General features: G+C 71.4%; 9 protein-coding genes. 7 read left to right on the top strand and 2 right to left on the bottom strand.

Annotation, left to right across the window (positions count from 1 at the left end; translation table 11 throughout):
* Positions 1-27 precede the first annotated feature (27 nt).
* The 3 genes from SLAV_RS31700 to SLAV_RS31710 all read left to right on the top strand — a co-directional run bounded on the left by SLAV_RS31700 (position 28) and on the right by SLAV_RS31710 (position 3593).
* Entirely contained in the window at positions 28-1236 is a 1209-nt protein-coding gene (locus SLAV_RS31700; RefSeq protein WP_244225254.1) for a 4-hydroxybenzoate 3-monooxygenase, read from the top strand.
* 38 nt (positions 1237-1274) lie between these two features.
* A complete protein-coding gene (locus tag SLAV_RS31705; protein ID WP_100661101.1) occupies positions 1275-3041 on the top strand; it encodes a methyltransferase in 1767 nt (588 codons plus the stop codon).
* A gap of 102 nt (positions 3042-3143) precedes the next feature.
* The gene (locus SLAV_RS31710; protein WP_244225255.1) at positions 3144-3593 is read left to right on the top strand and encodes a hypothetical protein; all 450 of its coding nucleotides are present in this window, start codon (positions 3144-3146) and stop codon (positions 3591-3593) included.
* A gap of 32 nt (positions 3594-3625) precedes the next feature.
* Here the strand turns inward: SLAV_RS31710 and SLAV_RS31715 are convergent, their stop codons facing one another.
* Positions 3626-4642, bottom strand: a complete 1017-nt coding sequence (locus SLAV_RS31715) for a translation initiation factor 2 (protein ID WP_100661102.1) — start codon at positions 4640-4642, stop codon at positions 3626-3628.
* 132 nt (positions 4643-4774) lie between these two features.
* Between SLAV_RS31715 and SLAV_RS31720 the strand changes: the two genes are divergently transcribed.
* From SLAV_RS31720 to SLAV_RS31735, 4 genes are all read left to right on the top strand, one after another.
* Positions 4775-9199 carry an NACHT domain-containing protein gene (locus SLAV_RS31720; RefSeq protein WP_100661103.1) on the top strand — a complete coding sequence of 1475 codons (4425 nt, stop codon included), beginning with the start codon at positions 4775-4777 and terminating at the stop codon, positions 9197-9199.
* Positions 9196-10572, top strand: coding sequence for an esterase/lipase family protein (locus SLAV_RS41180; RefSeq protein ID WP_100661104.1), 1377 nt, complete (start codon positions 9196-9198; stop codon positions 10570-10572). Before SLAV_RS31720 ends, SLAV_RS41180 begins: the two co-directional genes overlap by 4 nt.
* A gap of 584 nt (positions 10573-11156) precedes the next feature.
* The gene (locus SLAV_RS31730; RefSeq protein ID WP_167456812.1) at positions 11157-11675 is read left to right on the top strand and encodes a hypothetical protein; all 519 of its coding nucleotides are present in this window, start codon (positions 11157-11159) and stop codon (positions 11673-11675) included.
* A 138-nt stretch (positions 11676-11813) separates the two neighbouring features.
* Positions 11814-13760 (top strand): FG-GAP-like repeat-containing protein, encoded by a 1947-nt coding sequence (locus SLAV_RS31735; RefSeq protein ID WP_100661105.1) that lies wholly within the window; start codon positions 11814-11816, stop codon positions 13758-13760.
* A 90-nt stretch (positions 13761-13850) separates the two neighbouring features.
* Here SLAV_RS31735 and SLAV_RS31740 read toward each other — a convergent pair whose 3' ends face one another.
* Positions 13851-15650, bottom strand: coding sequence for a trypsin-like serine protease (locus SLAV_RS31740; protein ID WP_100661106.1), 1800 nt, complete (start codon positions 15648-15650; stop codon positions 13851-13853).
* Positions 15651-15715: the final 65 nt, after the last annotated feature.

Here is a 15715-nt window from a genome sequence, read left to right on the forward strand (position 1 = left end):
ATTTTTCGGTGCCTATGATCCACCGTTGTGACAGAGAGTCAATACGCCCGGGTCGTCCAGGACTCGGCTGATGTGGTGATCCTCGGGGCCGGCCCGGCGGGCCTGGTGCTCGCCAACCTCTTACTCCGCAGCGGCATCGACTGCGTCGTCCTCGAACGCACCGGCCGTGACGACGTCCGGAACAGGGCGCGGGCCGGATTCCTCGCCGCGAACACCGTGCGGATCCTGGAGCGCAACGGTCTGGACGAGGGCCTGCGCCGACACGGACAGGAGCACGGCGTCTGCGAGTTCCGCACCGGGGACGGACGCTTCCGCCTCGACTACCGACGGCTCGGCCGGGGCGAGCCGCACACCGTCTATCCCCAGCACGAGCTGGTCGCCGACCTGCTGGCGCGGTTCCTGGACGCAGGAGGGCGGATCCGTTTCGCCACCGAAGCGGTCGCCGTCCACGACGCCGACGGCCCGACGCCCTCGGTGACCGTACGCGAGGAGGACGGGCGCCCCGGACGGTGGCGTGCCCGGTACGTCGCCGCCTGCGACGGCCGCCACGGCGCGGGGCGGCGCTCGCTCCCGCCCGGCGCGGTCCACCACCACCGCGACCACGGAGTGTCCTGGCTTGGCCTGCTCGCCGAGGCCCCGCCCAGCCTGGACGCCGTGGGCTACGCGCTCCACCCGCGCGGATTCGCCGGGCACATGGCCCGCTCGGCCGAGATCACCCGCTACTACCTGCAGTGCGCACCCGGGACCCGGGCCGACGCGTGGAGCGAGGAGCGGATCTGGGACGAACTCGACCTGCGCATGCGCGCGACCGAGTACGGACCCCTGCTGCGCGGCCCCGTCGTCCGGCGCACCGTCGTCGACCTGTGGTCCGACGTACTCGAACCGCTGCGGCACGGTTCGTTGTTCCTGGTGGGCGACGCCGCTGCCCTGATCAGCCCGTCCGCCGCCAAAGGCGCGAACCTCGCGGTGCTGGAAGCGGAGATCCTGGCCCACGCGCTGACCCGCGCCCTGGCGCACGGCGACCCCGACGCCCTCGACGGCTACTCGCAGCAGTGCCTGGTCCACATCTGGCGCGCGCAGGAGTTCTCGCACTGGATGATCGGCCTGCTGCACCAGACCCCGGACTCCGAGGACGCCCACCGCTTCCGGGAAGGGCTGCGCCACGCCAGGATCGCCGCGCTGCGCACCTCTGCCACCCAGCAGCACTGGTTCGCGGAGAACTACGTCGGCGTCTGACCGGCCCCTCCCCCCTCCTCCCCACATACGGACAGGGAATGCACTCCGAACATCCCTTCACGACGCCCACGCCCACCGTGACGGCGCACGCCGTCGACGACGCCGCGCGGCTCGGCGCGACGGCCGGATTCGTGCGCGAGCAGGAGACCTCCGTCCTGCTCTCGCGCGTGCTGCCCGGCCTCGACGGGCCCGAACTGCGGGCGCTGACGGACCGGTGCCGCTTCGCGCACGCCGCCGTGCTCGTGTTCCCGCCCGACGAGCACGCGCTGCGGGCCGAACTGGCCGCGTGCGGACTGCCCGCCGACGCGAAGGCGCAGCCCAGCGTCGTCGTCCGACGGCGCCTCGCCGCACGCCACCACCGGGACCCCGCCGATCTTGAGGTAAGGATTCTCCGCCCCGAGGTCCGGGGCCCCGCGGGGGAGCAGCGGGCCGTCGAGGTGTTCGCGCTGACCGTGCCACCCGGATCCGGGCTCTGCGGGATCGCCGCCGAAGAGCGGCGCGCGGACCACGAGGCGCACCTCGCCTTCGACGTCGCCCGGCCCGACCCGCTGGTGCTGCGCGGGCTGCTGGCGAGCTTCGCGCGGCACGGCGCGGCCGCCGACGGAGGCGGCTACAACCCCCACGAGGACGGCACGGTGTTCTACTTCGGGGCCCCGGCCGACACGAAGACGGAGTACCGGCGCGTGGAGCTGTACGCGAGCGGCGACCACCGGGACGTACTGGCCGATCACCTCGCCGGCCTCCCCGCCGCGCGGCCCGAACGGGCCCCGGACGCAACCCCGTCGGCGCAGGAACAGCCGGCGGAAACGCTCCTGCGGCTGCTGACCGGCGCCTGGACCACCCAGGCCCTGGCGACGTGCGCACGACTCCGGCTGGTGGAGGCCATGGACCGCCCCACCGGGACCGGTGTCCCGGAACTGGCCCGGTCCGTCGGCGCCCACCCGCAGAGCCTGGCGACACTGCTGCGCTACCTGGCCATGCTGGGCGTGGTCTCCGAGGACCCGGACGGCTTCCGCCCCACCGCCCTCGGCGCGCTCCTCGACGCCCGGGCCCCGGGCTCGATGCGCCCCCTGGCCCTGATGTACGGCGGCCCCTTCTACCAGTCCTTCGCCCACCTGACCCACACCGTACGCAGCGGGCGGCCCGGCTTCGAGCACCTCTACGGCGAGAACCACTTCGACCACTTCGCCCGCGACCCCGAACTCGCCGCCCTCTTCGACCAGTCCATGGCGTCGAGCGCCCCCATGTTCGATCCCCTCCCCTCCCACCCGGTCGTCACCGCGGCCGCGGCGGCCCCCGGCCGCCCCCGCACCGTCGTCGACATCGCCGGCGGCACCGGGGAACTCCTCGACCGCATCCTGACCGCCCACCCCACCCTGCGCGGCATCCTCCTCGAACGCCCCCAGGTCGTCGAAGCGGCACGTACGCGCCTGTCCGCCGGCGACGCCGGCGAACGTTGCGACTACCGGGCGGGCGACTTCGCGGACGTACCCGCCGACGGCGACGTCTATGTCCTGTCCCGCGTCCTGCACGACTGGGACGACGACCGGTGCCGCGCCATCCTGCGCCACTGCGCCGACGCCATGCCCCGGCACGCCGACCTCCTCGTCGTCGAACGCCTCCTGCCGGCCGACGGCGCCCCCTCGCTCGCCACCGCGTGGGACCTCCACATGATGTGCAACACCGGGGGCCGCGAGCGCACGGCCGACCACTACGCCCGGCTGCTCGGGGACTGCGGCCTCACCCTCGTCGGCAACACCCCGCTCGCCCTCGGCGCCCACACCCTCCACGCCCGCAGACCCTGACGCCCCGGCACGGGCCGACCGATCCGTTCCCCGTGCGCGTACATGCTGCCTGCGCCAGAATGGCGCGGGCAGTGCAGGCGGTCGGCGATCGTTGGGGGATGCATGGCGGAGAACGCGGTGGAGACGGTTGCCGGGGGGACCGGGGGCGCGGGCACCGGCGATGCGACCGGACGGCTGCCGGCGGTGCTGGCCGACGAGATGACGCGGGAACTGCGGCGCTGGCGCGTGGCCACGTTCAACTACGGGGTGACCTACTACCTCAGCAGGATCCTGCTGATCGCCGCGAGCGCGATCGTGGCGGCCGACCAGAACCTGGGCGGGGGCAAGGCGGCGTCGCTCATCGCCTGGGTGCCCATGCTGGCCCTCGTGGTCGCGGTGCTGACCGCCGTCGACACCTGGCTGAAACCGCAGCAGAAATGGCGGGGGTTCATGGAATCCCGCGACGCCCTGGCCGACTTGATGATCCAGGCCGGTGACGGCATGGCCCCGCGGGAAGTCCGTGAGAAGTTCCTCGAACTGCGCAAGCAGCACCGGGAACGGAACGTCTTCTGACGGTGGCGGTGCCGCGTCGCGGCCGCGTCGGTTCAGGCCGTCTGCCGCGAGGCGCGCCGTGCCATGGCGCGCCGCTCGGCGGCCTCGACGTCGAGCAGGCCCGACCGGTTGCCACCGCGTGCCAGGACGGCTTCGCGCACCAGGGCCAGGTAGAAGAGTGCCGGACCACAGGGCGTCCAGACCCGCCCCTCCTCCAGGAGGAAGTCGAGGACGCTGTCCGGGTCGGCGGGAACGAACCTGAACTGGTCGTGTTCCCACTTGTCTTCGACGCCCCTGCTGCGCCGCCGGGCCAGGTCGTCGGCCGTCAGCTCCGGGAGCACGGCGCGGTAGAAGGCCGCCCACTGGTGATTGCGCAGGTCCAGGGCGAAGGCGAGCAGTTCCAGTTCGACGGCGTCCTCGTCCTGGACGGACAGTTCCTCGCGCAGTGCGCGGCGGGCCACGGCATGGAGGCTGATCGGCGAACCGTCTTCCGGAACGTCGTGGATGGCCGCGAGCCCTTCGTTCACCGAGGAGTTCCAGCGCTCGGTGTTGTGACCGGCCACCGTGGCGCTGCGCCGGGCGAAGACCATCTGCCGGTCGGGTCCGGTCGTCACGGCCACGTTGACGCCGAAGCTGCAGGACAGGAAGGCGGGGGCCGTCACCGGGTCGGTGTTCTCCAGGTACTGCGTGCGCAGCGTGGCCGGTTCGCCCTCGCGCAACGGCGTGTCGAGGTTGACCGAGGTGGCCAGGAAGTCGAAGTAGTCGGCGTCGCACAGGCTCAGCTGGACCACCGGCGCCTCGTCCTCGTCGGTACGGGAGAGCACGATGTTCTCCAGCGCGAAGCGGGGGTTGTTCCACCGGTAGGGCTCACCCGCAGCCTGCCTGCGCTCCTCCTCCGCCTGGATCGCCTGGCGCCATCGCTGCACCTCCAGGGGCAGGGACACGCGACGGAGCCCGGGCTCGTACAGGACCTTCACGTTCTCCTCGAGGATCGGACGGGTGCCGTCCCCCTCGAAGACGTAACAGTCCGTGAGGAGATCCCCGACGAAGAATCCTTCTCGCTCCGACACCGAACCCCCTTGTTGCGAAGACCAGTTGCGTGCACCGGCTCACGCGTCGCATGGTGAGACGCCAGGTTGCCACATATCGCTCCGTCACGTACGCGGGGTTGCCGATCGGGCTTCGGGGAAAGAAGGTTGCGGATGGCGGACGTTCCGCACGACGGCGTCGTGGCCACCGTGGTCGTCGACCGGTACGAGGGTGACGCCCACCGTCGGCGCGACCGATCCCACCTCCGCCGCAGTGCGGACGAGTTCACCGAGCAGGCCAAGCGGCTCGGCTTCAACGCGCCGCCCGTACGGCTGGCCAGCGCGGAGGCCGCCGACGCCACCGGCCTGCCGCTGGAGCGCGGACGCGTCAGAGAGCTGGTGGCAAGACTGCGCGAGCAGCCGGCGGGACGCAAGATCCTCTACTGGACCGGTCACGGGGAGCGGATCGGGGGCACCTTCTACCTCGCCTGCCAGGACACCTATGCCGGTGGGTCCTTCGATCCCGCCCGGGCCGTCTCCACGTCCGACCTCGTCTCCTGGCTGGCCGAGGACGCGACGGACACGCTCTTGGTCCTGGACGCCTGCTTCGCCGGAACAGCGCTGGACGATGTGAACGCCCAGGTCAAGGCGGCCCGAGGGTGGGCGGGGGGTGGGGACGGCGGCGAAGCCGGATTCGCCGTGATCGCCACGGCCGAAGCGGACGAGGAGGCGACCGAGGGGCGGTGGGTCGGCTGCCTGGCGCGGGTGCTGGACACGCCCGACGCGCAGACGCGCGCGGTCCCGCTCTTCCACCGGGAGAACCCCGTGGTCACGTTCACGCATCTCATGCTGGCCGTGCGGGCCTCGATGGAGGGGCAGGTCCCCCAGTGGAACGAGGTGCGGGCCCTGCGCCCGGACTTCCTGCTGAATCCCTACTGTTCCGAGCGCGTGAAGCCGGCCCTGCGCTCCTTCGACGACGAGTCCTGGATCGGCGATGAATTCAGCGACGACGTGCTGCCGGTCTTCTCCGGAGCCGGAGAGGGGTGGCACCTGCGCGACTTCGCCGCCCGCGACCGCGTCCTCGGCGCCCTGGTCACGTGGATGGCGACCAGGAGCACGGGCCTGTTCGCCATCACCGGGTCCTCGGGCGCCGGCAAGTCCACGTTGCTGACGTATCTGGCCCACCTGACCACGCGCAGGTTCTCGGCCTCGCTGCCCGCCGACCGGCGGCCGCGGATCCAGCCCGAACTCTACTGCGTGCACGCCGCGCTGCACTGCCGCGGCAAGACCCTGGCGTCCCTCTGTGAGGAACTCGGCGAGCGGCTGGCCGGCTTGGGCCTGGAACGGGCCGGGCTCGTGCACGGAGCGCCGCACACCTACGTGGAGCAGATCGCCGCCCTCGCGCAGCGCAAGGGAAGCCTGACGCTGCTGTTCGACGGACTGGACGAGGCCGCCGCCGGACACGCGTTCGACATCGCCCGCGGTCTCATCAACCCGCTCGCCGGCTCCGAACTGGTGAAGGTGGTGGCCGCCACCCGCCCCAGCGCGCGCAGGAACCTGCCCGACGCCCTGCCGGCCGAAACCCTGCTGGAGGTCCTGCACTGCGAGGATCCGGTCGAGCTGGACCGGCTGGCAGAGACCGAAGGCGAGATCGCACTGCACGTCGAACACCTCCTCGGGCAGGCCAATTCCCCCTACCGGCTGGCCGAGGCCGAGGAGACGCGGCGTACCGTGGCCCGCCACATCGCCTCCCGCAGCAACGGCCTCTTCCTGGTCGCCACCCTGTGGGCACGCCGGCTCGCCCGGCTGACGACGCTGCCCCCGCCCGAGCAGCTGGACGACGAGTTACGTCACGGCATGGCAGCCCTCGACTCGCTGCTCAGCGACGAGCTCGCCCGGCTGGACCCGGCCGAACCCACACGCGTACGCGATCTGTTGCGCCCGCTGGCACTGGCCCAGGGCAACGGACTGCCCCAGCCCCGTGTCTGGCTGGCCATGGCCAACGCCGTGCGCTCCCCCGGCAGCAGGACGTACACCGAGGACGACCTCAGGCACGTGATCACCGTCGCCAGGGGCGTCGCCATCGCCCGGGACCACGAGTTCGGCACGGAGGTCCACCGGCTGCACCACGCCGGCTTCGGAGCCCACCTGCTCGGCGACGAGGCCCGGCAGCGCGGGCTCCACCGGAGTGTCGTCCTGGCAGTGCGGCCCGCTCACAGTGAGGGCTGGGCCACGGCCGACCCCTACGTGACGCACTACATCGCCGCGCACGCCGCACTCGCCGGCGACGCCACTCTGGAAGAGCTGACGAACGACTACCACTTCGCGGTCCACGCCTCGCCGGACATCCTGGAACCACTGGTCGCGGGCCGCCCGGCGATCGCGCCCCGGCCCGCGCTCTACCTGCAGGTCGCGGATCATTTCCGTACCCGTCCGACGGCCGTCGCACGGTGGGCCGTGCTGCGGGCGACCGCTGTGGCGACGTTTCCCGCCGACGTGCTGGACGGCATACCGCACCCTCCCGAGGTCTTCTGGGACGACGTGTGGAGCAGCGCGGACAGGCTTCCGCTGCAACGGACGTGGCCCGCCCCACCGGGCGGGGCGCTGGCGGTGCACTGGGAGGGGCACGGCAACGGGGTCATCCACGCGGCGGGCGTCGGAGTGGTCCGGTCCTGGACCGCTGACGGCCGGGAGATCCGGGGCCGCGACACCGGACCGGCGGGCTGGTCCGCGGCCGGCCGGCAACGAGGCCTGGCGGTGGCGGAAGGCGGCGCCAACCGGGTGATCGCGACCCACGACGGGCGGGCGCTGCGGCTCTGGCGCGGCGAGGAACGACAGCCCTTCGAGGAGTTGTACTGGGGAGGGTCACCCGATGCCGTCACCGCCATTTGGTGGAACGGCTCGGTGCACCTGGCAGCCGTGGAGGGCGGGCGGCTGTGGCTGTGGAAATGGGCCGGCCAGGGGCCGTACACCCGCGACCTGCTGCACGTGCGGGTGCTTCCCGCCGGGGTGACCTCCGTGGCGCTGCTCCCGCTGACCGAGGCCGTCGTGGTGGTCGCCGGGGGGCCGAGGGGACTGACCCTGCGCGCCGTTCCTTCGCGGGGCACCGTCACCACCGAGCCCCTGCACGGCGCGGCACCGCTGCTCGGCACCGGCCGGCCCGTGCACGCGGTGTCCGTGCTCGCCTCGGGAGACGGCCGGGGCGCCGTCCTCGCCGCTCTGGACGGCCGGGCGCTCTCCGTCTGGCGGATGCCGGACCCGCTGTTCGACGACGGGCGGGAACTCCTGCTCCACACGGACAGCGGGGGACAGGCGGTCAGCCTGGGCGAAAGCCCCTCGGGACTGCTCGTGGCGGTACGCGAGGGCTCCGAGGTACGGGTCTGGTCCGGCTCGGGAACCGAGTACGCACCCCTGCCGGGCACCAGCCACCACAAGTCGCTGGCGTACGACCCTTCGGGCACCGGCCGGCTGGCCGTGGCCGACGAGACCCGCGTCAGGGTGTGGGAGCCGCACGCCCCGCAGGAGCAGGGCACGCCCGCCGCCGTCCGCAGATGGCGCCGCGACCCCCGGGCGCAACCCCGGATGGAGGTGGCCGCGAACGCGGCCGGTGCGTTCCTGTTGTGCCGGAGCCAGGACTCGGACGTCCTGGTGAGCCTGCACGACGCGGCCGGCCCCCGGCTGACCGGCCCCGTGCTGAGCCATCCCCAGCCCATCACCGCGCTCGCCGCCCTGTCGTTCGGGGAGCAGTGGGTGGTGGCCGCCGTCGGACGCAGGATCGCCGTGGTGTGGACCCTCGGCCCGGGCCTGGGCGCCGTGACCGGAGAACGCCTCGATCTCGAGGGCGCCTGGGACGTCTCCGTACCCTCGATCGCCCTGCGCGCGGTGCCCGGTCAGCGCCTCGAACTGTTCTGGCCCTCAGGACAGGGCGTGGCGTGCTGGGAACGCGCCGCGGAGCCCGGGGCCGGCTGGAGCCGCGGGCCCACGCGGCCCATGGGCGCCTCGGGCAGCGTGCAGCGCGTCGCCGTGACCGGGACCCGGGAGGGGCGGTCCTGGCTCTCGGCCTGGGGCGGCGACGTGGTGCGGGTGTGGGACCTGGCCGCCGTCGGGGCCACACCCTTCACGGTGGACTCCGTCAAGGTCCGCGCGGTCGCCGCCGGCGTACTGCGCACCGGTCGGCGCACCGTCCCGCTCGTCGCCATCGCATCGGGCAACCAGGTGGAACTCGCCGAGTGCGAGGGCCGGTTCGTGACCACCACGCTCCTGCCGCCGCCCGGCGGCCCCCTCGACGGTCTCGCGCTGGTGGGCCCGGCGCACCGGCCCCTCCTGGCCGGCTGGCAGAACACCTCGGGCCGCCTCCACCTGTGGGACGTCAGCACGGAGCGGGCGCTTCCCGACCTCGAACACCGCGGATACGACACGTCGCAGGTGGCCTCCGTCTGCGGCGACGCGGGAATCACCCTCATGGTCAGGGGCGGGCCGGAGGTCGGGCTGCGCTGCGACCAGCTGCTGCTGGGCCGGCCGGGCCTGATCCGCCTCGGCGTGCCGGTCACCGAACCGAACTCTCCGTCCCCTTCACCCACCGAGGAGCACCTTTCGTGATAGACGACCTTGTCGTCGTCGTACCGGGCATCATGGGCACCGCACTCACCCGGGACGGCGTGGACGTCTGGAACCTGAGCCCGCAGACCATCGCCGGAATCCGGCGGCCCGGCAGGTTCCTGGAGCGGCTCCGCCTCCAGGAGGGGATCGGGAACGGGGACCCCGAGCCCCGGCACGCCTTGTCCCTCGGACCCCTGATCGAACGCCCGCGCGTGCTGCCGGGTCTCGTGTCGCACCTCGGCTACGGGGGACTGGCCGGGCGGCTGGGGATCGCACCGGAACAACTGGCGGTGTTCCGCTACGACTGGCGGCTCAGCAACCGCAATTCGGCGGAGAGGCTCAAGCGCTTCGTCGGAGACCGCCTGGACAGGTGGAGGTCCGGAGCGGATCCCCGGCGGTTCCCGGGGGCCCGGGACGCGAAGGCCGTCTTCGTCTGCCGCTCCATGGGCGGTCTGGTGGTGCAGTACTACGTGGAGGCGCTCGGGGGCCGTGAGGTGACGCGTGCCGTGGCTTCCCTCGGCACGCCGTATCTGGGCAGCGTGAAGACCCTGCGGTTCCTGCTGGGGGAGGGGCTGGGACCGCTGCCGGGCTCATGGCGGGACGCGCTGCGCGAGGTGTGCGCGACGTACCCGTCGCTGGGGCAGCTCCTGCCGGTCTACAAGGCGGTCGTGCTCGAAGACGAGCAGGGGGTCACCCACCTCGGTGGGGGCCCGCCGGTCGAGGGGATCGACACCGCCGTGGTGGACGACGCCTTCAGGTTCCGCCGGGACATCCAGACGGCCACCGTCGTGAACGAGGCCGAAGGGGCCCCGGCCTATGAGCTCGTTCCCCTGGGGGGTGCCACGCACCCCACCGCGCACAGCGTCTCCTTCGACGCCGCGGGCCGCCCGTGCTTCCACGACGACCTCCCCGGCGGACGTGGCCCGTGGCTGGGCGACGGCACCGTCCCCCAGCTCTCGGCCACCCCTCCCGAGCACCGCAGCACGGCGTCGACCATGTGGTTCCCGTACCGTCACGCCTCCCTCCTCGACGCCAAACCCGTGCAGTACCAGTTGCGGAACATCTGCAACGGCCTCGAACGCAGCCAATACCTGGCTCCGGAAGGGGAGATCGGGATCGAGCTCCCGGACACGGCCCTGGCCGGCGAGGCGATCGAGGTCTGGGCCGCGAACGCGGACAGCGCGATGGAACTGAGGGTCCGGCGGTTCGCGGACGACGGCCGGTGCGTCTCCGTCGACCCGATGCGGCCCACCGGTGACGGACGCTTCCGGGCGCAAGTGCGGGCGGAACCGGGGACGTGGATCCTGGAGGTGTCCTCACCCACGACGGGCTACGCGTGCCGGGACGCGGTACTGGTGATGGAGCGGACGTAGCCGACGCGGACGTAGCCGACGCGGTCGGGCGCCCGCGCTCGCGCTGTGGTGCGGCGGCCGGTCCGCCGCGCCGGGAATGCGTCCTTGCGTGCGGAGGAGTTCTCGTACCCGGCCCGCACCGGTGGCGCAAATGAATTACGGCGTGCGTGTCATGGTCGAATACCTTCGGGTGGCGCCCGTCTTGAATTGGTCATTCCGAATTGACCATTCCGCCAGAACGGTGGCTTGAACCCGGTAGGGGAGAGACCGAAAAGTGCGAGTGGCGATGCTCCGGCTCGGGATGCAGTCTCGTATATATGGGACTTTTCGGGGTGAATCATACGGTCTGGCGCCGAGATCGCCTCCGAGCGCTGTGAATTGAGTCACTCGCCTTCGGGGTCTCGTGGTCCGTCGCGCCAGCGGTTCTGGGGCTTGAATTAACCCTCGATGGATCGGCTAGGATGCGGCCCGGAAGTGGGGGACTTTCATATTTCGAGGCGGGAGAACTCGCGGAGCGAGTGCTCCCCGCTATTCGGAATGCAGCCTTCACATCCGTGTTCGAGAGTCATTCCGGGTGTCATCCGGAACCGATGACGGGGGTATTGATGAAGGCACGTACAGCATGGGTCCGCGCCGTCGGCGCGGCCCTGGGCGCGGGTGCTCTGGCCTGGATCGCGGTGGCGGGCGGAACCACCGGCGGGGCCGGCGCCGCGGACACCGCGGCGATGAAGGCGGTCGCCGAGGACGGCCCGGGGTACGCGATCGAGGACTTCGCCTACCCGAACGCGGACAAGGTCCTGGCCGAGCAGGGCATCACCCTCAAGCGGGGTGACGGACACATCGTCCTGGCGGACTGTGCGAGCGCGTCGGACCTGATGGAGGTCTGGTCGCGGGCCAAGGAGAAGGTCTGCTTCAAGGTCACCGGGGCCAAGGGCTACCTGGCCCTGGAGATTCCGGCGGTCTTCGCGGTGAAGGGCAACAACTACGCGGCCAAGGTCGACATGACGGTCGGCAGCGACGAGAAGACCTTCGAGGTCAACAAGAACGCCTGGACCCCGGTCGGCGAGAGCGCCGACGAGCAGGGTCGCGACTTCATGCTCATGGAGATCCGCACCACCAAGTGACCGGCGGCGCCCGTGGCGGGCGCCCGGCACCGCTTCCTCACACCGCCGGCCACCTGACCGGCCCACAGCCCGGGCGGGCGGACTCCGCACACGCGTAGAGGCCCCGCGAGCCCGAGCCCTAGCTCCGAAGGAACACGCATGTCCGCATCCCGTCCGCGCCCCGCGCGGATATCCGGCCTCCTGGCCGCCTCGGCCCTGATGTCGGTGGGTCTCTTCCCGGCCGCGTCCGCGCTGGCCACGACCGGCCCCGAGGCCACCGCCGGCCAGGCCCCGGCCCTGGTGAAACTGAACATCGGCGACGAGGAACACTCCCGCGCCTGTACCGGATCGCTGGTCGACCGCTTCTGGGTCATGACCGCCGCCAGCTGTTTCGCCGCCACTCCCGGCACCCCGGTCCCGGCCGGCAAGCCGGCCCTCAAGGCGAGCGCGGCCTTCGGCGACGGCCGGACCGTCGAGATCACCGAGATCGCCCCGCGGGACGACCGGGACCTGGCCCTGGTGCGCCTCGGCACCGCCGTCACGGGTGTCAAGCCCGCCGCCCTCGCCACCGCCGCCCCGACCACGGGAACCGAACTGACGGCGGCCGGATTCGGCCGGACGAAGACGGAGTGGGTGCCCGACAAGGCCCACACCGGAACCTTCACCGTCGGGACCGTCGCCGCCGGTACCGTGGCCCTCACCGGCAAGGGCACCGACGTCCTCTGCAAGGGCGACACCGGTGGCCCGCTCCTTGACGCCGCAGGCCGACTCGTCGCCGTCAACTCCCGCTCCTGGCAGGGTGGTTGCCTCGGCGTCGCGCCTTCCGAGACCCGCACGGGTGCCATCAGCAGCCGCGCCGACGACCTCGGGGACTGGGTCGCCTCCCGGACCCGTACGCCGAAGGAGTTCACCGACTTCAACGGCGACGGAAAGACCGACATGGCCCTGACGGGCGGCAACGGCTGGGACTGCCTGCCCGTGGCCGCGTCGAAGGGCGACGGCAAGGTCGATGTCACCTGCAACGGGGCCGGCTCCTGGGGCCACTGGGCCGCCACGCCCAACGCGAAGGTCGTCAAGGGCGACTTCAACGGTGACGGTAAGACGGACATGGCGCTGACGGGTGGTTCCGGTTGGGACTGCCTGCCGGTGGCGATGTCGAAGGGTGACGGTACTTTTGACGTCTCCTGCAATGCTCCGGGTGGTGCGTGGGGTTTCTGGGCTGCCACGGACAACGTGAAGGTCGTGACCGGTGACCTGAACGGTGACGGCAAGACGGACTTGGCCCTGACCGGCGGCAACAACTGGGACTGCCTGCCGGTGGCGATGTCGAAGGGTGACGGCACCTTCAACGTCACCTGCAACGCTCCGGGTGGCTCCTGGGGTCACTGGGCTGCCACGGCGAATGTGAAGGTCGTCAAGGGCGACTTCAACGCTGATGGCAAGACGGACATGGCGCTGACGGGTGGTTCCGGTTGGGACTGCCTGCCGGTGGCGATGTCGAAGGGTGACGGTACTTTTGACGTCTCCTGCAATGCTCCGGGTGGTGCGTGGGGTTTCTGGGCTGCCACGGACAACGTGAAGGTCGTGACCGGTGACCTGAACGGTGACGGCAAGACGGACTTGGCCCTGACCGGCGGCAACAACTGGGACTGCCTGCCGGTGGCGATGTCGAAGGGTGACGGCACCTTCAACGTCACCTGCAACGCTCCGGGTGGCTCCTGGGGTTACTGGGCTGCCACGGCGAATGTGAAGGTCGTGACGGGTGACCTGAACGGCGATGGCAAGGCCGACCTGGCGCTGACGGGTGGCAACGGCTGGGACTGCCTGCCGGTGGCGATGTCGAAGGGTGACGGTACTTTCGACGTCTCCTGCAAGGCTCCCGGTGGTGCGTGGGGTTCCTGGGCTGCCACGGACAACGTGAAGGTCGTGACCGGTGACCTCAACGGCGACGGCAAGGCCGACATGGCGCTCACGGGCGGCAACGAGTGGGACTGCCTGCCGGTGGCGACGTCGAAGGGTGACGGCACCTTCAACGTGACGTGCGAGGCGCCGAGCGGTGGCTACTGGGGCTTCTGGGCCCACACTCCGAATGTGACCGTGGTCTGACACATGTAGGAGGGGGCTGCCTCGACTCACCGAGGCAGCCCCCCTCGTGTCCACGATGCTCACCACGGGGGAGGTGGCAGGGTGCCGGGGTTACGGCAGTTCGATGGAGTTCCAGTCCCAGCCGGCGTTGGCGGGGACGGTGTAGCTGCTGGTGAAGGGCTGGATGTGGCCCGTGGTGTCGGCGAGGCCGGTGTACATCTTGATGGTGCCGTCGGTGAAGCGGTACATCATGGCCATGTCGGTGCGGCGGTCGCCGTTGAAGTCGCCGGAGATGAGCTTCATGGCGTTGCGGTCCCAGCTGTTGGCGGGGACGGTGTAGCCGGCGGTGAATTCGTCGAAGCCGCCGTCGGGCTTGGCGAGGGCGGTGTAGAAGCCGATGCGGCTGTCGCCGTGGTAGTAGGTCATGAGGGCGTCGGAGCGCCCGTCGCCGTTGGCGTCCCCGGCCTTGAGCTCGATGGAGTTCCAGTCCCAGCCGGCGTTGGCGGGGACGGTGTAGCTGCTGGTGAAGGGCTGGATGTGGCCCGTGGTGTCGGCGAGGCCGGTGTACATCTTGATGGTGCCGTCGGTGAAGCGGTACATCATGGCCATGTCGGTGCGGCGGTCGCCGTTGAAGTCGCCGGAGATGAGCTTCATGGCGTTGCGGTCCCAGCTGTTGGCGGGGACGGTGTAGCCGGCGGTGAATTCGTCGAAGCCGCCGTCGGGCTTGGCGAGGGCGCTGTAGAAGCCGATCCGGCTGTCGCCGTGGTAGTAGGTCATGACGGCGTCCGAGCGCCCGTCGCCGTTGGCGTCCCCGGCCTTGAGCTCGATGGAGTTCCAGTCCCAGCCGGCGTTGGCGGGGACGGTGTAGCTGCTGGTGAAGGGCTGGATGTGGCCCGTGGTGTCGGCGAGGCCGGTGTACATCTTGATGGTGCCGTCGGTGAAGCGGTACATCATGGCCATGTCGGTGCGGCGGTCGCCGTTGAAGTCGCCGGAGATGAGCTTCATGGCGTTGCGGTCCCAGCTGTTGGCGGGGACGGTGTAGCCGGCGGTGAATTCGTCGAAGCCGCCGTCGGGCTTGGCGAGGGCGCTGTAGAAGCCGATCCGGCTGTCGCCGTGGTAGTAGGTCATGACGGCGTCCGAGCGCCCGTCGCCGTTGACGTCCCGCTGCACTCCCGGCCGGACCGTGTCCCGGATCCAGCCGGCCAGGTCGTCGGTACGTGCGCCGATGGCGTCCGTACGGGTCTCGGCGGCCGGAGCGCCGAGGCAACCACCCTGCCAGGAGCGGGAGTTGATGCCGACCAGTTCGCCCGCGGAGTTGAGGAGCGGGCCGCCGGTGTCACCCTTGCAGATCGCGTCGGTGCCCTTCCCCCTCACTGCCAGGGTGGTGGCGCTGCCGGAGCCGACGGTGAAGGTTCCCGTGTGCGCCTTGTCCGGAACCCATTCGCCCTTGGTGCGGCCGAACCCGGCCGCCGTCAGCTCGGCACCGGCCGCGGGCGCGGCAGTGGCGAGGGATACGGACGTGACGGCGGCGACCGGCGTGGCCAGGCGCACCAGTGCAACGTCACGGTCGTCGCGCGGAGCGATCTCGGTGATCTCGACCGTGCTGCCGTCGCCGAGCGTCGCGGTGGCCTTCAGCGCGGGCTTGCCGGCCGGGACCGGGGTGCCGGGAGTGGCGGCGAAGCAGCTGGCGGCCGTCGCAATCCAGTTCTGGTCGACCAGAACACCTGTACAGGCGCGGGAGTTGGCCTCGTCGCCGATGTTCAGCCTGGCCAGGGCCGGGACCTGGCCGACGGTGACCTCCGGACCGGTGACGGCGGAGGCCGGGACGGAGGTGGCCAGACCCGCGGACACCGCGATGGCCGTGACGAGCAGGCCGCTGATCCGCGCCGGGCGCGGACGGGTTGCGAACATGTGCCTTCCTTAGGGATGGGCGGGAGGGACATCGCCCTCCCCCCGCGGCGCGCCTGGCGCCGCGG

This window comes from Streptomyces lavendulae subsp. lavendulae (assembly GCF_002803845.1).
Lineage (GTDB): Bacteria > Actinomycetota > Actinomycetes > Streptomycetales > Streptomycetaceae > Streptomyces > Streptomyces lavendulae.

What these genes read in the sequence shown, in the direction of transcription:
- SLAV_RS31705 (WP_100661101.1), top strand. Translation starts at nt 1,275, where the DNA reads ATGCACTCCGAACATCCCTTCACGACGCCCACGCCCACCGTGACGGCG.
- SLAV_RS31710 (WP_244225255.1), top strand. Translation starts at nt 3,144, where the DNA reads ATGGCGGAGAACGCGGTGGAGACGGTTGCCGGGGGGACCGGGGGCGCG.
- SLAV_RS31720 (WP_100661103.1), top strand. Translation starts at nt 4,775, where the DNA reads ATGGCGGACGTTCCGCACGACGGCGTCGTGGCCACCGTGGTCGTCGAC.
- SLAV_RS31730 (WP_167456812.1), top strand. Translation starts at nt 11,157, where the DNA reads ATGAAGGCACGTACAGCATGGGTCCGCGCCGTCGGCGCGGCCCTGGGC.
- SLAV_RS31735 (WP_100661105.1), top strand. Translation starts at nt 11,814, where the DNA reads ATGTCCGCATCCCGTCCGCGCCCCGCGCGGATATCCGGCCTCCTGGCC.
- SLAV_RS31740 (WP_100661106.1), bottom strand. Translation starts at nt 15,650, where the DNA reads ATGTTCGCAACCCGTCCGCGCCCGGCGCGGATCAGCGGCCTGCTCGTC.